The following is a 17,821-nucleotide window of genomic DNA, read 5'->3' on the forward strand; positions in this document are numbered from 1 at the left end:
TGTGAGAGCGAGAATCCGGTGTGTACACCGATGAACAGGAGTGGGGATGACCACCGTCGATTCCGGCGAACCCGATGACGAGCACGTCGAGGAACATCCGAAACCGACAGCCAGGCGAATCGTGTTGGGCGCACAGCTGCGCAGGCTGCGCGAGAGAGCCGACATCACGCGCGCCCAGGCAGCGGACGAGATTCGTGGGTCCGAATCCAAAATCAGCCGGATCGAGCTCGCCAAGGTCAGCCTGAAGGAACGCGATGTCCGCGACCTGCTCAAGTGCTACGGGGTCACCGACGACGAGCAGCAACGGCCGTTCCTGGAAATGGTGCGCGAGTCCAAACAGCCCGGCTGGTGGAACCGCTACAGCGATCTGATGCCCGAGTGGTTCCAGGACTTCGTCGGTCTGGAGGAGTCGGCCTCGCGGATCCAGACCTACGAACTCCAGTTCGTGCCGGGACTGCTGCAGATCGAGCCCTACGCCAAAGCCATCGCCAGTCACGGCAGACCGGAGCTGGCCGACGAGAACGTCCGGCGCAGGGTCGCACTGCGCATGCAGCGGCAGAAACTGCTCAACGGGCCGCAAGCCCCTCGGGTGTGGGCGGTGATCGACGAGTCCGTGTTACACCGACCGATCGGTGGACTCGACGTGATGCGGCAGCAGGTGGACCACCTGCTGGAAATGACCAAGCGTTCCACCATCACGCTGCAGGTGGTCCCGTACCGGCTCAGCGGTTACGCAGCGGAGGGCTCGTTCAGCATGTTGCGCTTCGCGGAGCCCGAGCTTCCGAATCTGGTCTACGTGGAACATCTCGCGGGCGCGCTGCACCTGGACAAACCGGAGGAGATCGAACAGTACAGCAGGGTGTTCGACCACCTGACCGTGGACGCCGAAACCCCGGAGGAGTCCAGGAAGTTGTTGCACAAGGTGCGAGCGGAACTCTGAGTCCCCGGATCGGCCGGGTTCTCGTAGCCCGGGTTCTCGTAGGTGGTTACGTGGCGGAACCTCCCGCTGATTCCCGCTTCGGGAGGTTTTCCCGGCGACCGGGCCAGCACTTCGGACCACCGATCACTCACCGCCACCCCGGTCGTCCATTCAGGTGAGTCGCGTCGTCGAATCAGAGCAACTCGGCGGAAACGAACCGTGAAACGGGTTTCCCCGGACATCGAATCGAGCAGCACGCGACACCAGCGAATCGCGCCGCTCAACCGGCCGAAGGCCAAGTTTCCGAGCAGTGTACCCCGGCGACGCCCTGCACAGGAACCCTGAACAATCTCGCACGATCGTGTGTATTCGTGCAGCTGCACGTGCAGATGCATTGCCTTTTCGGCGCCCCGTTGGCAAGATCTCGTGCACGTGCAGATGCACAACACAGAAAAGGTGACCACATGAGCGAGATGAGCCGCACCAGCACCTCGGCCGCCGAGCTACCGAGTGTGCGGTGGCGCAAGAGCAGGCACAGCGGTGCGATCGGGAACTGTGTGGAGGTCGCCGCGCTCAACGGCGGCGAGGTCGCCATGCGCAATTCCCGTGACCCGGAAGGCACCGCTCTCGTTTACACCCGCGCCGAGATCGCCGCGTTCGTGGCCGGCGCGAAGGACGGAGAATTCGATGACTTCATCAACTGACACCCAGTGCGATTCGGACGCGCGGCTGCGCGAACTGATGGCCCGGGGCTTTCAGTTCATGCAGTCCACCGATTCCCGTGGCGAGCTGCGGGCGCTGGTCGGCGTGCGTGGGCACGACAACGTCATCGACGTGGTGAGCCTCGAATCGGAGGACCACGTGACGGCGACCAGGATGCCGAGTTACGAGGAGAACGTCTTCGAACCCAGCACCACCTGGTGGCATTCCAGTGGCCGGGTATGCGACGTGATCGACCGTCTGCTCGAACTCCCCGACGACCACACTCCCGGCTCTCTGCTGGTCGCCGCCGGACTCTAGTCGGACTTCGTCGACCGGTTACACCGAAGTGGTCGCGTGGCGGAACCTCTCTCCGACCCCGCCACGGAAGAACCGACATCGTGCGGACACCTCTCCGGTGTCGGGCCGTCCGCACGAGAATCGCACGAGCCCCTGCGGGTGATCCGGCAGTGTGAGCGGTCGTTCGCCGCTCGCGGCGTCGAAGAGCACCGCCCATGTCGGCGACACGCCCTGAAGAACAGCGGTCGGGAACCGTTCCCGGCGAGACAACCGACCGATCCGACTCGGAACCACTACCTCCTGATGTGACGGAGAAACCCTTCCGAAACCGCGCGGCCGGAATCGGCCCGGAAGTTCCGTCGCACATGACCGGGATCACTGCCCGCCTCGTAGCCACGGCCTACCGTGTACGGGGCGGGCAGATCTCGCAGGGCACCCGATACGAACCTCTCCCGGCGGCGATTCCGCGACTTCCGCCGGTGACCAGGGCGACCTTATCGATGAGTTGATTCATCTCGACTCCCGTGTTATGTCCGCAGTGGACATCGAGTCAGCCGCCTCCGCAACGGGCTCCGACCCAGAATCCGGTGCGGCGTTCGTTCCTGAGAAGGCTCCCCTGCTCAAAATGTCGGGAAGCAGGGTCAGAAAACCGGCGACCGCTATCACGGCCCCGATCCACAACGGTGCCCGCAATCCGTAACCGGCACTGATCCCCAGGCCACCCACCCAGGATCCGAACACGACTCCCATCGTGATGCAGGACGTGTGCACCGTGTTCACCAGTGAACCGCCGTTCGCCGTCCCCATCACGCGGGCCACCAGCGCTGGATTCATGGTCACACCGACCAGACCGATTCCGATCAGCGCGAGGACGACCGCAGGGGGCCGTGTGGTGAACAGCCCGAAAACGATCAGCAGGACGATCAGTGACACCACTCCGGCCGTCAGGGTGCTGATGGCCCTCGTGTCCGCCAGCCTGCCGACGATGTGGTTGCCGAGGATCGTGGCCGCCCCGTACGCGAACAGCAGCGTCGTGACAGTGGTCGCACCGAGGTCGGTCACCTCGGACAGGATGGGCGTGAAGTAGCTGAACGCCGCGTAAGTCGCGCCGATGACCAGGGTGCTGGTGGAGTAGACCGCCCACAATCTCCAGTTCTGGAACGCGGCGATTTCGCTGCGCACGCTTGTGTACTGCGAAGCCTGGAGACGAGGCACGACGAGAGCGGTGAGTGCGCCCACCGTAATCGCCATGACGGCGACGATCCAGAAGCTCATCCGCCAACCGAAGGACGATCCGATGTAGTTCGCCAGCGGAAGCCCCAGCACGGTGCCGGCCATGAGACCGCTGAGGACGACGGAGCTCGCCCGAGCCGCGACGTTGGGGCCGGCGAGTTGGATCGCGGCGGCGATGGCCACGCCGAAGAAGGCTCCCGAAACCGCACCGGTGATCAAGCGGGCGACGAGCAACGATCCGTATCCCGGCGACAGCGCTCCCAGCACCTCACCGGTTACGAAAGCCCCGAACAGGACCATGAGAGCCCACCGGCGAGGCAGCCTCAGCAGCGCGGTGTTCAGGAGCGGCCCGCCGATCGCCATGGCCAGGGCGTACAACGAGATCAGATAGCCGACCCGGGAGACGGAGACGCCGAGTTCCTGCGCCATGGCGGGCATCATTCCGGTGACCTGCAGTTCGCTGGTCACCAGGGCGAATATTCCGAGCCCCAGTACATATACGGCGATGGGCATGGCGGTGGAGTTCCTCTCGACGGGATTCGTTGTCGTACTGGGTCAACCGACGGAGTCGGCCTGTGCCTGAAAAGATCCGTAACGTCTTCCCACCTCGATCACGTGCTCGTTGTCGGAGGGCTGGAAGCGGGGAACGGCTACTCCTGGCACCGCGGGTCTCCCGGTTTCGAGGAAAAACGCTCGAAGCCGCCTGGTGTGAAGATGAGGAGCCGCCGAGCGGTGTGCGGGCTCTTGTCGCGGGATCCGCGCATCGTGTTGCGCGGAATGAATACGAAATCGCCGGAGCGCCCGGTCACGGTCTGATCGCCGATGCGGATTTCGAGTTCGCCTTCGGCCGCGTGAGAAGCCTCGTCCACGTCGCCTGTCCCCTGAGCCGTGAGCAAGCGCGGCTTCCGGCATGACGGACGCCGCGCACAAATCTTGACCGATCGGTCATGATTAGATCGAGACAGCACGTTGCTGTCAAGCGGTAATCTGGTCTCTCGAAACGGCGTCCGTGGTCAACGGCCGTTGACCACGAGCCAGCACAAACCCGCAGCACGGGGAGCCCCATGCCGAGAGGACGTCACCGGGAGTTCGACTTCGACGCGGCTGTCGACGCTGCCCTCACCGTTTTCTGGAGCAAGGGGTACGAAGGCACGAGCCTGGCCGATCTGACCGACGCGATCGGTATCCGCCGCGGCAGCCTCTACGCGGCGTTCGGCAGCAAGGAAGCCCTGTTCGAGCGGGTGCTGCTGCGCTACAGCCGCACCATCGCTCAGTACGTCGAAGAGGCGATAACCGCTCCCACCGCCCACGCGGTCATAGCTCGGGTCTGGCGCGGGGCCGCCGAGGCCACCACCGGTGAGAACGCGCCGCACGGTTGTCTGATCGTGCACGGCGCGCTCAGCTGTTCCAGCGAGAACGACGCCGTCAGGTCACGTCTGGCCGAGATACGACACAGCGACAAGCAGCGGCTGCGCGAAAGATTCGAACGCGCGATAGCGGCCGCGGATCTACCGGCCGAGACCGATCCCGCCGCGCTGGCGAGCTATGTCGTGACGGTACAACACGGCATCGCCGTACAGGCGCGCAGCGGAGCGACTCGTCAGGAACTGCTGGCCATGGTCGATTTGGCGCTCACCGGAATAGACCAGTCAGTGTAATGCCGACAGCTACTCGGACAGCACGTCGCCGCGACGGCATGGGGTGCCCTCCCGACCGCATTCGCTTTCGGACCTCGCACATGGTCGACGAGCCCCCGGAGCGCGGCCACGATCTACCGTGCGGGGGCAGATCTCGTCGGAGGAGGAGTTGACTCGAATGGACGATTCAGCGCGGGATGTCGAGAACAGCGGCTCGGAACCCGAACCGCTCGAAGTGACCGACGAGGCGGAACTGCGGGAACTGCTGGGCACTCCGTTGCGGCGGACCCTGGACAAGGAACGCGCCGAACTGCACGAGCTGGACAAGCGGTGGCTGGCCCACTCCCCGTTCTGCCTGGTGGCCACCTCCGACGAACTGGGGCACTGCGACGTCTCACCCAAGGGAGACCCGCCCGGGTTCACACTGGTGCTGGACGACTCCACGATCGCGCTACCGGAACGCCCCGGTAACCGCCGCGCGGACGGTTTCCGCAACATACTGCGCAATCCGCACGTCGGGCTGCTCTACATGCTGCCCGGCAGGGGCGACACACTGCGGATCAACGGAAGGGCTCGGATCGTGCGGCGTGCCCCGTTCTTCGAACGCATGGAGGTGAAGGGACACCGACCGGTACTGGCACTGGTGGTCGAGATCGAGCAGGTCTTCCACCACTGCGCCAAGGCGTTCATGCGTTCCGGGCTCTGGAACCCGGAGAGCTGGACTCCGGAAGCGATGGAATCGCGTCCGGCCATCGCCAAGACGCTGGAGACTCCGGAGAAGAGCCTGGCCGAGTTGGAGCACTACTACGGCGCGGAGTACGCGAAGAAGCTGTACGGCTGACGTGTCCGCCACCTTCGCTCCCCTGCCACCACCCCACCCCGGAACCGCGTCCCCGCGCTCCGACAGTTGGGACCACCGCACCGAGCCGGTTCGGCTCGGACAGTCGTGATCGGACACACCACTGTCGAAGTTGACCATCGCTACCGAGTGATGATGACCTGAGTGAGGGGAACATGCATCGGAGTCGCTCATGGAACGAGACAACAAGGTATTTCAGCCGCTTTCCAAGCGGGAGTACATCTGGCGGGGCGTGGGGTTCATGGCGGCTCCGACTGCCCCTCTCGTCGTGAACGTGCTGGAAGTGCCCCTCTGGGCGGGTTTGCCGCTAGTCGCGGCCGCGGGCGGTGCCGGATTCCTCGTGCTGCGGCACTTCACGACCATGGAACCGAACCCCACGGGGCCGATGAAACCGGCGAAGTGGCGGTTCGGGTTCCCCGACCGCTCGACGTTGCGCCCGAACAGGTACCGCTCCGCGGAAACCGCGGACGGGGCCGACTGACCGTCCTCACCGGACGATTGTCGAGGCGCTCACGTGCCGGAACCGAAACGCACCGGAGTCCAGCTCGCGCTGTACACGCTGTCGGTGCTGCTGCTGCCGGTGTTCCTGTACGTCACCTGGCGGGTGGAGTCGCCCTGGCCACGGCTCGGTTGCATGCTACTCGCGTTCGGCTGCCAGCTGGTCGCGAAGCTGCTGCGGCAGCGCCAACTCAGGCTGTTCGAACGCGAGTCGGCAGCCGGGAGTTCCGTTCCAGAGAACCAGGGTCGTGCCCGCCCTGGTGACGGGGAAGACGGTCTCCCCGCCACCGAGAAATCGTCCTCCCGTCCTTGATGATCTCCCCGCCAGGCTTCGGCACATCGGCCCAGTCGGCGAGCGAAACCATTACAACGATCAGATGCTTTTTGCTCCCACCGGCTTCGCGGCTCTGTCGCGGAAGAAGATCGGTTGGTTACCTTCCTCTCAGTCACGAACTTCGGGGGAGGTTCACAGCAGTGACCATGCGAGCCGATCCGGCGTTCATCGCCGAGCTGGGAAACGAACTGGAAAGGTCGACCGAAGGGCTGCGTAACAGGATTCCGGCCCCCAGGGCCGACGCCGGGCCTTCGACGCAGGCGATAGCGGCCACCGTTGCCGAGGTGCTACGCGCGGCCGCCGGGTTGACCGAGACGACTTTCGACACGGCCGACGATCTGCACGCCAACAGAGCGACCTACGCCACTGTCGAGGACGACAACACCGGCCGGTTCGAGGGGCTGGAATCACCTCGGTAACCGCGTTTGGGGGAACGCGTCATGCCACTGAACACCTACGTCGCCGGTGATCCCGGTTCACTGCGGGAGCTGATCGACACCCTGCGCGGGCTCAGCAGTGGAATCGAACGAGCGGCCACCGGATGGCATCACACCAGATCCAGATCCGAAACGGATTGGCAGGGCCCCGCCGCGGAAGCGTACCGGGAAACCGCACGAAACACCGGCCGCGATGCCGACGAACTGGAGAACACGCTCCACGAGCTCACCCACTGCGTCGAGGAGTTCACCACCGATCTGGACACCGTTCTGACGCGCATGAGCCGAGCACGCGAGGTCGCCCGACAAGGCGGGCTGATGGTGCTCGGGGAAATGATCCATCAACCACGCAAGATCTCGGCACCGACGATCGGTGGGCTCGCCACCGAACCGAACGATCCGAACGCGTCCGGCACCGGGGGCGAGTGGTTCGCCCGCGCGGAAGCCACCTACACCGAAGTCGAGACGCTGGTGACAGCGGCCAGGACAACGGAGCGTACCGCTCACGAACGCCTCGGCGCCGCACTCGACCGGATCGGGAAAGAGCTCCGTGAACTGGTCGGACGCTCGGATTGGAGAACGGCGGCGAACTCGGCCGACCATCCGGCCGCCGCCGGACTGAGCGAGACAGCCGACGCGCTGGAGAAACGTTCCGCCGAAACGACTCGGGTCATGATGCGGGAGGCCGTGGCGAACGGTCCGGATCGCGTACGCGGGGTTTGGGAAACGCTGACCGCTGCCCAACGAGCGGACCTCGAGGCCCGATTCCCGCGACTCGTCGGTGATGCGGACGGCCTGCCCGTGGCGGTACGGCACGAGGCGAATACCGCACTGCTGGCACGGGAACGGAATCGTCTCCGAGAACAGATACGCGAGGTAGTGGCGCGGGCCCGTGCCGAGGGACGCTCCAGCAGTGACGCGGCGGAATCACTGTACGAGTCACTGGACACGTTGGAAGAGCTCCAGGCATATCTGCGGCAGGACGAGAAATATCTGCTCTCCCTGGACGGCACGGCCGACAACAGGGGTCGAGTGATCGTCGCTTCCGGAAACCCCGACACGGCGGACCACGTTGCCACGTTCGTGCCGGGAACGAGATCGGACCTGGGGAACGCGATGGACTACATCGTGGACGGTGACAAGGTACGGGAACGAGCGGAACAACTCGCACCGGGCGAGGACGTCGCCAACATCACCTACCTGGATTACGAATCACCGGATTCGCTCGTCAGCGCCGCTCGCGAGTCGTTCGCGGAGAACGGCAGTGCGGATCTGGCCCGCTTCCAGGAAGGTCTTCGGATTTCCCACCAGGGCCCGGTGAGCCACAACACGATCATCGGGCATTCCTATGGCACCACGGTGATCGGATACACCGCCTCCGGCGCAGGACTGGCCGTGGACGACATGGTCTTCATGGGCTCCCCCGGCGTCGGGACGTGGCGCGCGAGTGAACTGGGAATCCCTTCCGAACACGTCTGGTCCGGCACCGCGCCGCTCGATCCGATCCGCTCCGTCCCGGACGGATGGTTCGGACAGGACCCCAACAATCCGTTCTTCGGAGCACGAGAGGTTCCCGTGGACGCGATGGGAGATCACAACACCTACTGGGACGACCGGGAATCCGTGGACGGCATGGCACGAATAGTGGCGGGAAGAGCAGCGGGAACGGATTGACGGAATGGTGCCGAAGAAGCAGCGTCCTCCCGGTGTCGATCCACGGACCCGCGATCCGCTCGCGATCCTGGGTGGGATGCTGTACGCACTGGGAGTGTTCGAATGGGTTTCGGTGGTACCCATCAATCTGCTCGGGGCCGCGATCAACGGCACCACCGATTCCACGACGAACGAGTTGTTCACCGTTCTGCTGGTGCTATTCGCGCTCGTCTGCGGGGCGGGCACGCTCATCATCTGCGCGAACATCGGCATGGTCGGGACGACGTCGAAGGTGGTACTGGGGGGATACCTGCTGCTGCTGACGATCGGCATCGGAGCCAACATCTGGTTCGTCACGCTGACCGGTAGCCCGCCGAACCGGTGCGAAGTCCCGCCGTGCGGGTGATCCGTTGCCGGTTCCCTCGCGGGCAACCGCTCAACCACGCCACTCGGGACGCTCGATAACGGCTCGATAAGAGAGCTGTTCACACTACACGAGAATCGGTTACTCTCCGGACTTACGAGATCGACCGCGCGTGGGAAACGGATATGACTGTTGCGGGAATACTGCTGGTTCTGATCGGACTGGGCGTGATCGTGTGGTCGATCGTGTTCGCCCTGCGCCGGTACGAGCGGTGGAGCACGACCACCACCAGGAGATTCTGGACCGGCCTGAGTGGTGGACTCCTCGCGCTGCTCGTGGGTTTCGTCGCCACCGTGCTGAGCATCGTGCCCGCCCCGGAGAACACCGCCGGGAGCGGAAACGGCACCACGGCCCCCTCCACCCCGGCGGTCGCGTCGAGTACCCCCGCGACCTCCGCCAGCACACCACCCACCGGCCCCACACCTCCCTCGGTCGTTCCGGGCGGCGTGACTCGCGCCGAGGTGGCCGGGATCATCGACGGTGACACCGTGGAACTCCTCGGTCGCACCGGAGCGGGCCCACTGCCGGACGAGAAGCGGGTAGAGGTACGGCTGCTGGAGATCGACGCCCCGGAAGTGGGGCAGCGGGAGCAGTGCTACGGCGACGAGGCCACCGCTCGGCTGCGTGAGCTGCTGCCGGTGGGCGGCACCGTGTGGATCCAGCGGGACGAACGGTTACGCGACCGGTACGACCGCTACCTGCTCTACCTATGGAACGCGGACGGCGTCTTCGTGAATCCGGAGCTGGTGCGCGACGGGTTCGCCAAGGCGGTGCTCCACCGACCGAACGACAAGCACTGGAACACGATCAGCGGTGCGCAGCCGGGCGCACGCGGCGCCGGATCCGGGCTGTGGGGTGCCTGCGAACGGTTCGGGCAACCCGGCGACACGTCCACCACGGAGCGGAGACCCTCCCCTGAGCCGAATCCTCGGCCACGACCGGAACCACGGCCCGAACCGGAACCACGGCCCGACCCCGAAACACGGCACCAAACCGAACAGCGCGACTCCGGCGGATACCGATTCCCACCACCGCCACCGGACAGGGACTGCTCCCAGGTCTCGGCCCACGACTTCCGGGTGAGGCCGGGTGACCCGCATCGGTTCGACTCGGACGGCGACGGGATCGGCTGCGAGAGCTGACGGCGATGCCACCACGGCGTTCCTCTGCGGCGTTCCTCTGCGGCGTTCCTCTGCGGCGTTCCTCTGCGGCGTTCCTCTGCAGCGCTCCGGTCGGGCAGCGATCCTGACAGGACTCATCCTGGGTAACTACGACACACGCTGGGTGTCCGCCCGCGCGCCCCCGTCGGCCTCACCACGCTGCCTCGCACGGTAGAGAAACACCCCGTACAGCATCGCCATCGGGCCACCCAGCAGGACGCAGAGGAGGTTGATCAGCAGAACCCAGTAGTTGCGGTCCGGCACCTGGCTCAACGTGAACAGCAGTGCCACGAAGTTGAGCAGCGCGACGAAGGACCACGCGAGCACGGCGGTCAACGCGTTCCTTCGCGAAATGTTCGACGCACCAAGAGCCAACGTTCCACCTCCGGACCGACAGACCGCGTCCGGCAACCGTTCCGGTTGCACCGGCAGCACGAACGCTGGGAAAGACCCTCAAGAACTCACACTATAGAGTGTCACCCCGACCGGACGCTTGCCGCCGAATTCGAACCGGGAGTGACCAAGTGCACACCTTGAGGTGAAACTGTGCCGACATCACGGGAGTTGACGCAGGGTGGAAGCACAACGGCACCCCTGCGGTCGGTTCGAACGCCGGAACCGCCGATAATCGCTGCTGCCCCCGACCCGCTGGAAAGCGAGCACTCCGTTGGCGCGTGAACCGAGCAGAGCAGAAGGCAACCCGACGTTCATCGGCAGTATCGATCCCTTCTGCTGGATAGCGGTCGTCCCACTGCTGATGGCGGCATTGTTCGTGAGCCTGGCGATCATGCCGACGCTGGGACTGATCATGGCCGTGCTGGGCGTCCTCGTCCTGGTGCTGGACGGTTGGATCAACTGGCGCTGGCACAACACCTGGGGCAACCGTCAGGATGCGGGCCGCGGCTCGACCCGCTCCGGCGGTTCGAGGCCGGGCAACGGTTCGAGATCGGGCAGCGGTTCGAACTCCGGGCGCGGAGCCACCTCGGGCGGCAGGCCCACCTCCACCGGAAGGCGTCCCACCGCGGGCCGCAGGTGACGCCCACGGCTCGCTTCGGTTCTCCAGTCGATCGGGCAGGCCCCGGCACCGGCCCCGTGCGCGACCGGTGCCGAGCACCGCGCGGAAATCAGCGCAGGAACTTGTCGGGAGTCAGCGGCAGTTCCCGAACCCGCACGCCCGTGGCGTGGTGCGCGGCGTTGCCGACGGCCGCCGCCGTACCCACGATCCCGACCTCGCCGATCCCCTTGGCACCCACCGGGTTGACGTGCGGATCGTGCTCGTCGACCCAGCTCACCTCGATCGAACCCACATCCGCGTTGCTCGCGATGTGATACCCGGCGAGGTCGTGGTTGACGACGTGGCCGAACCGTTCGTCGACGACGCTGTGCTCGTGCAGCGCCATCGAGATCCCCATCGTCATCCCACCGAGGAACTGCGAGTGCGCGGTGCGCGGATTGACGATCCGGCCCGCCGCGAACACTCCCAGCATCCGGGGAACCCGCACCTCACCGGTGTCGGCGTGCACCCGCACCTCGGCGAACTGCGCACCGTAGGCGTTCATCGCGTACTTGCCCAGGTCCGGATTGCCGGCCGCACCCGCCGTGGTTTCGACTCCCTCTCCGGGATCGCTGCCGTGCTCGGCGCGGAACGCACGCACCGCGTCCACGACGGTCGAGCCCCACGAGGCGGTACCGGCGGACCCGCCCGCCAGGCCGGCGTTCGGCTGCTCGGTGCTGCCGAGCCGCAGTTCCACTGCTTCGAACGGGACCTCCAGCCCCTCGGCCGCGAGCTGGGTCAGCGCCGTACGGGCTCCCGTACCGATGTCGGCCGCACCGATCTCCACCCGGTACTTCCCGTCGGACTCGTGCCGAATCGTGGCCAGCGAGCCGGGGAACAGCAGGCTCGGGAAGCTGGCGGCGGCCACGCCGGTGCCCACGAACCAGTCGCCCTCCCGCCGCGTACCGGGCCGGGGATCGCGTTCGTGCCACCCGAACCGCTCGGCACCCTGCCGCAGGCAGGCGACCAGGTTGCGGCTGGAGAACGGCAGCCCGGAGACCGGAGCGACCTCCGGTTCGTTCCGCAACCGGAGGTCGATCGGGTCGATCCCGGAACGAACCGCCAGTTCGTCGACAGCGCTTTCCAGCGCGTACATCCCGCTCGCCTCACCGGGCGCCCGCATCCAGGTGGGGGCGGGGACGTCCAGCGCGGCGAGCCGGTTGGTGACGCGGCGGTTCGGTGACGCGTACATCTCCCGGGAGGCGCTGGCGCTCTGCTCGGCGTACTGCTTGAACCGGGAGGTCTGCTCCAGCGAGTCGTGCTCGGTGGCGGTGAGCCGCCCATCGGAGTCGGCCCCGAGCCGCACCCGCTGCCGGGTGGGTGGGCGGTACCCCACCAGCTCGAACATCTGGGTGCGCGAGAGCGCGCACTTGACCGGTCTGCCCGCCGTCCGGCGCGCGGCCAGCACCGTCAGTGCCACGTGCCCGTGCGGCATCCCCTTGGAGCCGAAAGCACCCCCGACGTGCGGCGCGATCACGCTGATCCGCTCCTTGTCGAGGCCGACCAGCGGGGCGAGCAGGTCCCGGACCAGGTGCGAGCCCTGGTTCGAGTCGTGGAGGGTGAGTCCGTCGTCGTCCCACGTCGCGATGACGGCGTGCGGTTCGATCGGATTGTGGTGTTCGGGCGGCGTGGTGTAGGTGACGTCCACCGTGTGGGTCGCCTCCGCCAGCGCGGTGTCCACGTCGCCCCGCTCCAGGTCCGGCGACAGCATGGGACTGGCATCGGCGTCCGGGGTGTAGACGATGTTCGCGTCGTCCCGGAACTCGCTGTCGTGCGGCAGCCGCTCGTAGCGAATGTCGACGAGCCCGGCCGCGTGCGCCGCGATCTCCGGCGTCTCGGCGACCACCGCGCCGACGAGCTGGCCGCGGAAGTCGATCCCGTCGGACTGCAGCACGGCCAGTTCGGGGTCACCGACGGGGTTCAGGGCGTCCGCGTTGTGGTGGGTCAGCACGGTGTGCACCCCGTCGACCCGCTCGGCTGCCGCGGTGTCGATGCTCGCGATGCGGCCCCGTGCGATGCCCGCCCGCAGCGGATGCAGGTAGAGCGGGTCCGTCACCGGGTACTCGAAGGCGTAAGGCGCGGTACCGGTCACCTTGGCACGGCCCTCGACCCGTTCCGGCCCCTGCGAGGTGGCCCGCGTCGCTCCGGTCATGATCCCTCCTGCTGGGTGAGCTCGCGCAGCACCGATGCCAGGGTGTTGCGAGTCATGGGCACCTTGAACTCGTTGTCGCGCAGCGTTTCCGCCTCGGCGAGTTCGGCGTCGGCCGCCGCGCGGAACGCCTCCTCGGTGGCCGGGGCGCCGTGCAGCGCCCGTTCCGCCGCCGTGGCCCGCCAGGGCTTGTGCGCGAGCCCGCCGAAGGCGATCCGGGCGTCGGTGATGTCACCGTCGGTGACCTCGACCGCCGCCGCCACCGAGACGAGCGCGAAGGCGTAGGAGGCCCTGTCCCGCACCTTGCGGTAGCGCGAACGAACGGCGAAGGGCAGTGAGGGGAGCTCGACGGCGGTGACGAGCTCGCCGTGCCGCAGCACGGTGTCCTGCTCCGGCTCGTCGCCCGGCAGCCGGTGCAGCTCGGTCACCGGCACGGTGCGCTGCCCGTCCGGCCCCGCCACCAGCACGTCGGCGTCGAGCGCGGCCAGCGCGACCGCCATGTCCGAGGGATGGGTAGCCACGCACCGCTCGGAGGCACCGAGGACGGCGTGGTGCCGGTTCCAGCCCTCCAGCGCCGAGCACCCCGAGCCGGGTTCGCGCTTGTTGCACGGGGTGGTGACGTCCTGGAAGTAGGAGCAGCGGGTGCGCTGCAGCAGGTTGCCGCCCGTGGTCGCCAGGTTGCGCAGCTGCCCGGAGGCCCCGGACAGCAGTGCCTGCGCGAGCACGGGGTAGCGCTGCCGGATCACCGGCTCCGCCGCCAGGTCGCTGTTGCGCACCGTGGCGCCGATGCGGACCCGGCCGTCGGGCAGCGACTCGACCGAGTCGTAGGGCAGCCGGGTGATGTCGACCAGTTTCCCCGGTTCGGTGATCCCCAGCTTCATGTGGTCGACGAGGTTGGTCCCGCCACCGATGTAGCGCGCTTCGGGATCGCGGCTGACGGTCGCTATCGCGCTGTCGGCGTCGGTGGCGCGCTGGTAGTCGAAGGGTTTCACTCGGCGGCCTCTCGGATGGCTGTGACGATGTTGGCGTAGGCACCGCAGCGGCAGAGGTTGCCGCTCATGCGTTCACGGATCTCGTCCTCGTCGAGTTCGACCGACTCGTCGAGATCCTCGGTCACGTAGCTGGGCCAGCCCGACTTGGCCTCGTCCAACATGCCCACCGCGGAGCAGACCTGCCCCGGGGTGCAGTAGCCGCACTGGAAACCGTCGTTGTCCAGCAGCGCCCGCTGCACCGGGTGCGGTTCGTCCTCCTCGGCCAGTCCTTCCGCGGTGACGACCTCGCTGTCGTCGTTCGCAACGGCGAAGGTCAGACAGCTGGTGGCACGCCTGCCGTCCAGCAGCACGGTGCAGGCACCGCACTGCCCGTGGTCACATCCCTTCTTCGGAGAGGTCACCCCCAATCGTTCGCGTAGTGCGTCCAGCAGAGTCGTCCGGGTGTCGACGGACAGGGTTTCCCGCCGTCCGTCCACCCGCAGGGTTATCTCCGAGTCCATTCCGAAAATCGCCTCTTGGTCGTGTAGGGCGGTGATCTCGAACGACACCCGTGTCAGAGCGGGGTTCAGTGATCATCGTACGCGCGCAGTCTGCCCGCGATCCGGACTCGCGTCGAACCCTCCTCGTCGCGGAGCGGGATGCACCGTCCCCACCCGGTGCCGGACGGCCACCGGCGTACCCGGAACCCGGTGGGGGCCGTGCCTCGCGGCACGGCCCCGTGCGAAGCGACGAACTCGGCTCACCCGGTGTGTTCCACGGGCAACCACAGTTCGTAGTTCATCCGGGTGCCGTCGCCGGTCGGCTGGGCACTCAGGATCTCCGGGCCGGGCACGCCGCGGTAGGGGTTGGAGGGGAACCACTGGGTGAACACGTCCCGCCAGATGTACTGCGCGGCTTCCGGTGGTTCGCCCTCGGAGCGGAACACCGCCCACGTCCCGGCGGGCACGACTCGCTCCGCTACTCCTTCTTCCTCGGGGGCGGCGGCCGAGGACACCACCCCCTGCAGGAACTCGGTCAGGCTGCCCTCGGAACGCGACGAGTCGTCGTGCGGCTCCACCGCGGAAACGATGCCCTCCGGTTCCTGGTCCGAGAGCGGCTTCAACCGCGCCAACCGCTCGGTGCCGATGCTCGCGGTGAACTCCGCGATGGCCTCGTTGTGTCCCTCGTGCACGATCGGCACCTCGGTGCGGTAGCCGAGCAGCCGGAACTCCGCCTTGTCGACGATCCGGAACTCCATGGGTGTGCTCCCTTCGACGGTGAGGTGAAACGTCATCCGTGGTTGGGAGGTCAGTGCCGCCCCGGAACGTCTCGCCTCGGCCGGACCGACACCGTGCACTGCACGGAACGCCCGCGCGAAGGTCTCGCCGGAGCCGTAGCCGTAGGTCACGGCGATGTCGAGCAGCGAGCGCCGCCCGGCCAGCACCTCCCCCGCTGCCAACGTCAACCTGCGTCTGCGCACGTACTCCGACAGCGGGATTCCGGCGAGCGTCGCGAACATCCGCCGGAAGTGGTACGGCGAGGTGTGGGCGATCCGTGCGAGCACCTCGATGTCGATGTCGGCGGCGATGTGCCGCTCGACGTGGTCCATGGCCTCGTTGAGACGGTCGAGCACGGCGACCTCCTTCCCGGATTCGAAACTAGGGCCTCGGCCGTAGCGTCCACCCGACCTTCCGTGCCCGATTCGGTCGGCTCGTGCCGGATGCGGTCGGACGGGAGGTCGATCACCGGCGAGCGGCACCCGCGCACGAACCGACCGGTTCCGCGTCGGCAGGCGGTTCGGTGCACCACCGAACCACCCCGAAGCGGCTTCGACCGCGTGAAACCGCCACGACGAAAGAAGATCACACCAAAATCCACCAGAAATCCGCCCTGAACACCGGAAAAACCATCACGAAAAATTCCCCCGGTTCATAAAAAATTCGCATCAGCGCCACGTCAGCACCGTGTCAGCACCTTCCTGTAGATTTCACCGAAACTTCGACACCGAAAACCGCGAACGAAATCGTCGGGGTGTTAAATTGCAAGAACGAACAGCTTTTCTGTTCCCCGGACAAGGAGCGTACGTCCCGGGTATACTGGACGAGAGAGCGAATGGGTTCCCACGTGTTCGGCACGTGCTCGCCGAAGTCGACCAGGTAGCCGGAGAGTACGGTTACGGCCCGGTTTCTCCGCTGTTGTCCGACCCGTCGTCCCCCACCACGAAATCACTCGCTTCGGAACAACCGGACCTGACCGATCTCGCTATTTTCGCCACGAACGCCGCCACCAACGAGATACTGCTCGGCCTGGGGGTCAAAGCCGATGTTCTGGCAGGGCACAGCTTTGGGGAGCTCGCCGCGCTGACGTCGGCCGGAGCGATGGACGTCGACAGCGCCACGAGACTGGTGTGCGAGAGAGCGGCAACACTACGGCGAACCGGACCCACCGAAACCGGAATGGCAGCCGTGTCCGCGGACGCGAGGCGCGTGGAACATCTCGTTGGTTTCGTCGATGACCCCTCGATAAAAGTAGCCGTGGACAACGGCCCCGGACAGACCGTGATATCGGGCCCGAGATCCGCGTTGGAGTCACTGGGGGAAGTGGCTCGGGCAGCAGGAGCCGTGGTCACGCCACTACACACGGCATACGCATTCCACAATCCGATCATGCGGAACTCATCCGAAGAATTCACGGCCGCCACGGCTTCGCTGCCGATCAGTGCCCCGCGTCAAGCGGTATTCTCCGCCACACTGGGACGTTACCTGGTTTCCGCTGATGACGTGAGAATGCTGGTGGACAATCACATGGTAACACCGGTTCGGTTCTACGACGGACTGTTAAGGCTGTTCCGTGACGGTGTGCGCACTTTCGTGGAGGCCGGCGCGCGCAAGGCACTGACGGGAATAGTCCGCAACTCCCTGCCCCCACTGGTCACCGCTGTTCCCGTCCTCCCGAAGCGGGGAGCGACAAACGATCTGGAACGGAGACTTTTCCCGGACGAAGCGGACGGCGAAGGGCCGGAGGCCCCCACCTTCCACAACCCTCCGGAGTCGACCTCGGTACCGGCGGAAACACCAACCCGACCAGAACCGCTCAAGGCCGAACGAGCCCAACCGGACACCGCCGCGTCGACACCGGAACCGACTCCACGAGCGGACGATGCGGCTCCCGGCGTGCGAACACCTCCCCCCGAGAGCCGGGAAACCCCGGATGAATCCGAACCAGCTCCGGAAAGCGATTCACTGCTCTCCCGAACCCGTAAGATTTACGCCGAAAATCTCGGATTTCCCGAGGAGATGCTCACCGAAGACATCGACCTGGAGGCCGATCTCGGCACGGACTCCATCAAGCAGGTGGAAATTTTCGGGATCGCCCGCGAACACTTCGGTCTCCCCGAACCCTCCACCGGCCTCTCACCGGCGGATGCCAGCACGCTCGGTGAGATCACGAGTCTGCTGAAAAGCCTCGGTTCCCGGGACACGAACGAGGGGTGA

20 protein-coding genes are annotated in these 17,821 nt (G+C 66.3%); 13 read left to right on the top strand and 7 right to left on the bottom strand.

Annotation, left to right across the window (positions count from 1 at the left end; all coding sequences use genetic code 11):
* The first annotated feature begins 46 nt into the window (after positions 1-46).
* The 3 genes from BM150_RS00750 (at position 47) to BM150_RS00760 (ending at position 1,939) form a co-directional block, all read left to right on the top strand.
* The gene (locus BM150_RS00750; protein WP_092922230.1) at positions 47-940 is read left to right on the top strand and encodes a helix-turn-helix domain-containing protein; all 894 of its coding nucleotides are present in this window, start codon (positions 47-49) and stop codon (positions 938-940) included.
* A 443-nt stretch (positions 941-1,383) separates the two neighbouring features.
* Positions 1,384-1,623, top strand: a complete 240-nt coding sequence (locus BM150_RS00755; protein WP_092922233.1) for a DUF397 domain-containing protein — start codon at positions 1,384-1,386, stop codon at positions 1,621-1,623.
* The gene (locus tag BM150_RS00760) at positions 1,607-1,939 is read left to right on the top strand and encodes a hypothetical protein (protein WP_092922236.1); all 333 of its coding nucleotides are present in this window, start codon (positions 1,607-1,609) and stop codon (positions 1,937-1,939) included. Before BM150_RS00755 ends, BM150_RS00760 begins: the two co-directional genes overlap by 17 nt.
* Positions 1,940-2,428: 489 nt before the next feature.
* Here BM150_RS00760 and BM150_RS00765 read toward each other — a convergent pair whose 3' ends face one another.
* The gene (locus tag BM150_RS00765; protein ID WP_092922239.1) at positions 2,429-3,664 is read right to left on the bottom strand and encodes an MFS transporter; all 1,236 of its coding nucleotides are present in this window, start codon (positions 3,662-3,664) and stop codon (positions 2,429-2,431) included.
* 137 nt (positions 3,665-3,801) lie between these two features.
* On the bottom strand, positions 3,802-4,020 hold the full coding sequence (locus tag BM150_RS00770; protein WP_092922242.1) for a cupin domain-containing protein: 219 nt from the start codon (positions 4,018-4,020) through the stop codon (positions 3,802-3,804).
* A gap of 195 nt (positions 4,021-4,215) precedes the next feature.
* Here BM150_RS00770 and BM150_RS00775 point away from each other — a divergent pair, with 195 nt between their 5' ends.
* The 8 genes from BM150_RS00775 to BM150_RS00810 all read left to right on the top strand — a co-directional run bounded on the left by BM150_RS00775 (position 4,216) and on the right by BM150_RS00810 (position 10,135).
* Entirely contained in the window at positions 4,216-4,809 is a 594-nt protein-coding gene (locus tag BM150_RS00775) for a TetR/AcrR family transcriptional regulator (RefSeq protein ID WP_092922245.1), read from the top strand.
* Positions 4,810-4,966: 157 nt separating this feature from the next.
* Complete coding sequence (locus BM150_RS00780) at positions 4,967-5,629, top strand: pyridoxamine 5'-phosphate oxidase family protein (protein ID WP_092922249.1); 663 nt, start codon at positions 4,967-4,969, stop codon at positions 5,627-5,629.
* A gap of 190 nt (positions 5,630-5,819) precedes the next feature.
* Positions 5,820-6,128 (top strand): hypothetical protein, encoded by a 309-nt coding sequence (locus tag BM150_RS00785; protein ID WP_092922252.1) that lies wholly within the window; start codon positions 5,820-5,822, stop codon positions 6,126-6,128.
* Positions 6,129-6,161: 33 nt separating this feature from the next.
* Complete coding sequence (locus BM150_RS00790; protein ID WP_092922255.1) at positions 6,162-6,458, top strand: hypothetical protein; 297 nt, start codon at positions 6,162-6,164, stop codon at positions 6,456-6,458.
* A 167-nt stretch (positions 6,459-6,625) separates the two neighbouring features.
* Positions 6,626-6,898: a hypothetical protein gene (locus tag BM150_RS00795; protein ID WP_092923194.1), complete on the top strand. Its 273-nt coding sequence runs from the start codon at positions 6,626-6,628 to the stop codon at positions 6,896-6,898.
* A 21-nt stretch (positions 6,899-6,919) separates the two neighbouring features.
* Positions 6,920-8,590, top strand: coding sequence for an alpha/beta hydrolase (locus BM150_RS24365; protein WP_217641283.1), 1,671 nt, complete (start codon positions 6,920-6,922; stop codon positions 8,588-8,590).
* Positions 8,591-8,594: 4 nt separating this feature from the next.
* Positions 8,595-8,975, top strand: coding sequence for a hypothetical protein (locus BM150_RS00805; RefSeq protein WP_092922258.1), 381 nt, complete (start codon positions 8,595-8,597; stop codon positions 8,973-8,975).
* Between the two features lie 143 nt (positions 8,976-9,118).
* On the top strand, positions 9,119-10,135 hold the full coding sequence (locus tag BM150_RS00810; RefSeq protein ID WP_092922261.1) for a thermonuclease family protein: 1,017 nt from the start codon (positions 9,119-9,121) through the stop codon (positions 10,133-10,135).
* A 126-nt stretch (positions 10,136-10,261) separates the two neighbouring features.
* Here BM150_RS00810 and BM150_RS00815 read toward each other — a convergent pair whose 3' ends face one another.
* Positions 10,262-10,489, bottom strand: coding sequence for a hypothetical protein (locus BM150_RS00815; RefSeq protein WP_092922264.1), 228 nt, complete (start codon positions 10,487-10,489; stop codon positions 10,262-10,264).
* Between the two features lie 331 nt (positions 10,490-10,820).
* Here BM150_RS00815 and BM150_RS23975 point away from each other — a divergent pair, with 331 nt between their 5' ends.
* Positions 10,821-11,189: a hypothetical protein gene (locus BM150_RS23975; RefSeq protein ID WP_175496614.1), complete on the top strand. Its 369-nt coding sequence runs from the start codon at positions 10,821-10,823 to the stop codon at positions 11,187-11,189.
* An 88-nt stretch (positions 11,190-11,277) separates the two neighbouring features.
* On the opposite strand, the gene BM150_RS00825 is transcribed toward BM150_RS23975, so the two are convergent.
* From BM150_RS00825 to BM150_RS00840, 4 genes are all read right to left on the bottom strand, one after another.
* Positions 11,278-13,359, bottom strand: coding sequence for a xanthine dehydrogenase family protein molybdopterin-binding subunit (locus BM150_RS00825; protein ID WP_092922267.1), 2,082 nt, complete (start codon positions 13,357-13,359; stop codon positions 11,278-11,280).
* Entirely contained in the window at positions 13,356-14,348 is a 993-nt protein-coding gene (locus BM150_RS00830; RefSeq protein WP_092922270.1) for an FAD binding domain-containing protein, read from the bottom strand. Before BM150_RS00830 ends, BM150_RS00825 begins: the two co-directional genes overlap by 4 nt.
* Complete coding sequence (locus tag BM150_RS00835; protein WP_092923199.1) at positions 14,345-14,848, bottom strand: 2Fe-2S iron-sulfur cluster-binding protein; 504 nt, start codon at positions 14,846-14,848, stop codon at positions 14,345-14,347. Before BM150_RS00835 ends, BM150_RS00830 begins: the two co-directional genes overlap by 4 nt.
* Before the next feature lie 239 nt (positions 14,849-15,087).
* Positions 15,088-15,960 (bottom strand): AraC family transcriptional regulator, encoded by an 873-nt coding sequence (locus BM150_RS00840; RefSeq protein WP_092922273.1) that lies wholly within the window; start codon positions 15,958-15,960, stop codon positions 15,088-15,090.
* A 331-nt stretch (positions 15,961-16,291) separates the two neighbouring features.
* Between BM150_RS00840 and BM150_RS00850 the strand changes: the two genes are divergently transcribed.
* Complete coding sequence (locus BM150_RS00850; protein WP_092922280.1) at positions 16,292-17,821, top strand: acyltransferase domain-containing protein; 1,530 nt, start codon at positions 16,292-16,294, stop codon at positions 17,819-17,821.

Origin of the sequence: Actinopolyspora alba (assembly GCF_900112765.1) — a bacterium.
Classification (GTDB): domain Bacteria; phylum Actinomycetota; class Actinomycetes; order Mycobacteriales; family Pseudonocardiaceae; genus Actinopolyspora; species Actinopolyspora alba.

Coding starts and splice junctions, on each gene's coding strand:
- BM150_RS00835 (WP_092923199.1), bottom strand. CDS start 14,848: ATGGACTCGGAGATAACCCTGCGGGTGGACGGACGGCGGGAAACCCTG.
- BM150_RS00825 (WP_092922267.1), bottom strand. CDS start 13,359: ATGACCGGAGCGACGCGGGCCACCTCGCAGGGGCCGGAACGGGTCGAG.
- BM150_RS00810 (WP_092922261.1), top strand. CDS start 9,119: ATGACTGTTGCGGGAATACTGCTGGTTCTGATCGGACTGGGCGTGATC.
- BM150_RS00795 (WP_092923194.1), top strand. CDS start 6,626: ATGCGAGCCGATCCGGCGTTCATCGCCGAGCTGGGAAACGAACTGGAA.
- BM150_RS00750 (WP_092922230.1), top strand. CDS start 47: ATGACCACCGTCGATTCCGGCGAACCCGATGACGAGCACGTCGAGGAA.
- BM150_RS00780 (WP_092922249.1), top strand. CDS start 4,967: ATGGACGATTCAGCGCGGGATGTCGAGAACAGCGGCTCGGAACCCGAA.
- BM150_RS00785 (WP_092922252.1), top strand. CDS start 5,820: ATGGAACGAGACAACAAGGTATTTCAGCCGCTTTCCAAGCGGGAGTAC.
- BM150_RS24365 (WP_217641283.1), top strand. CDS start 6,920: ATGCCACTGAACACCTACGTCGCCGGTGATCCCGGTTCACTGCGGGAG.
- BM150_RS00755 (WP_092922233.1), top strand. CDS start 1,384: ATGAGCGAGATGAGCCGCACCAGCACCTCGGCCGCCGAGCTACCGAGT.
- BM150_RS00805 (WP_092922258.1), top strand. CDS start 8,595: ATGGTGCCGAAGAAGCAGCGTCCTCCCGGTGTCGATCCACGGACCCGC.
- BM150_RS00775 (WP_092922245.1), top strand. CDS start 4,216: ATGCCGAGAGGACGTCACCGGGAGTTCGACTTCGACGCGGCTGTCGAC.
- BM150_RS00760 (WP_092922236.1), top strand. CDS start 1,607: ATGACTTCATCAACTGACACCCAGTGCGATTCGGACGCGCGGCTGCGC.
- BM150_RS00765 (WP_092922239.1), bottom strand. CDS start 3,664: ATGCCCATCGCCGTATATGTACTGGGGCTCGGAATATTCGCCCTGGTG.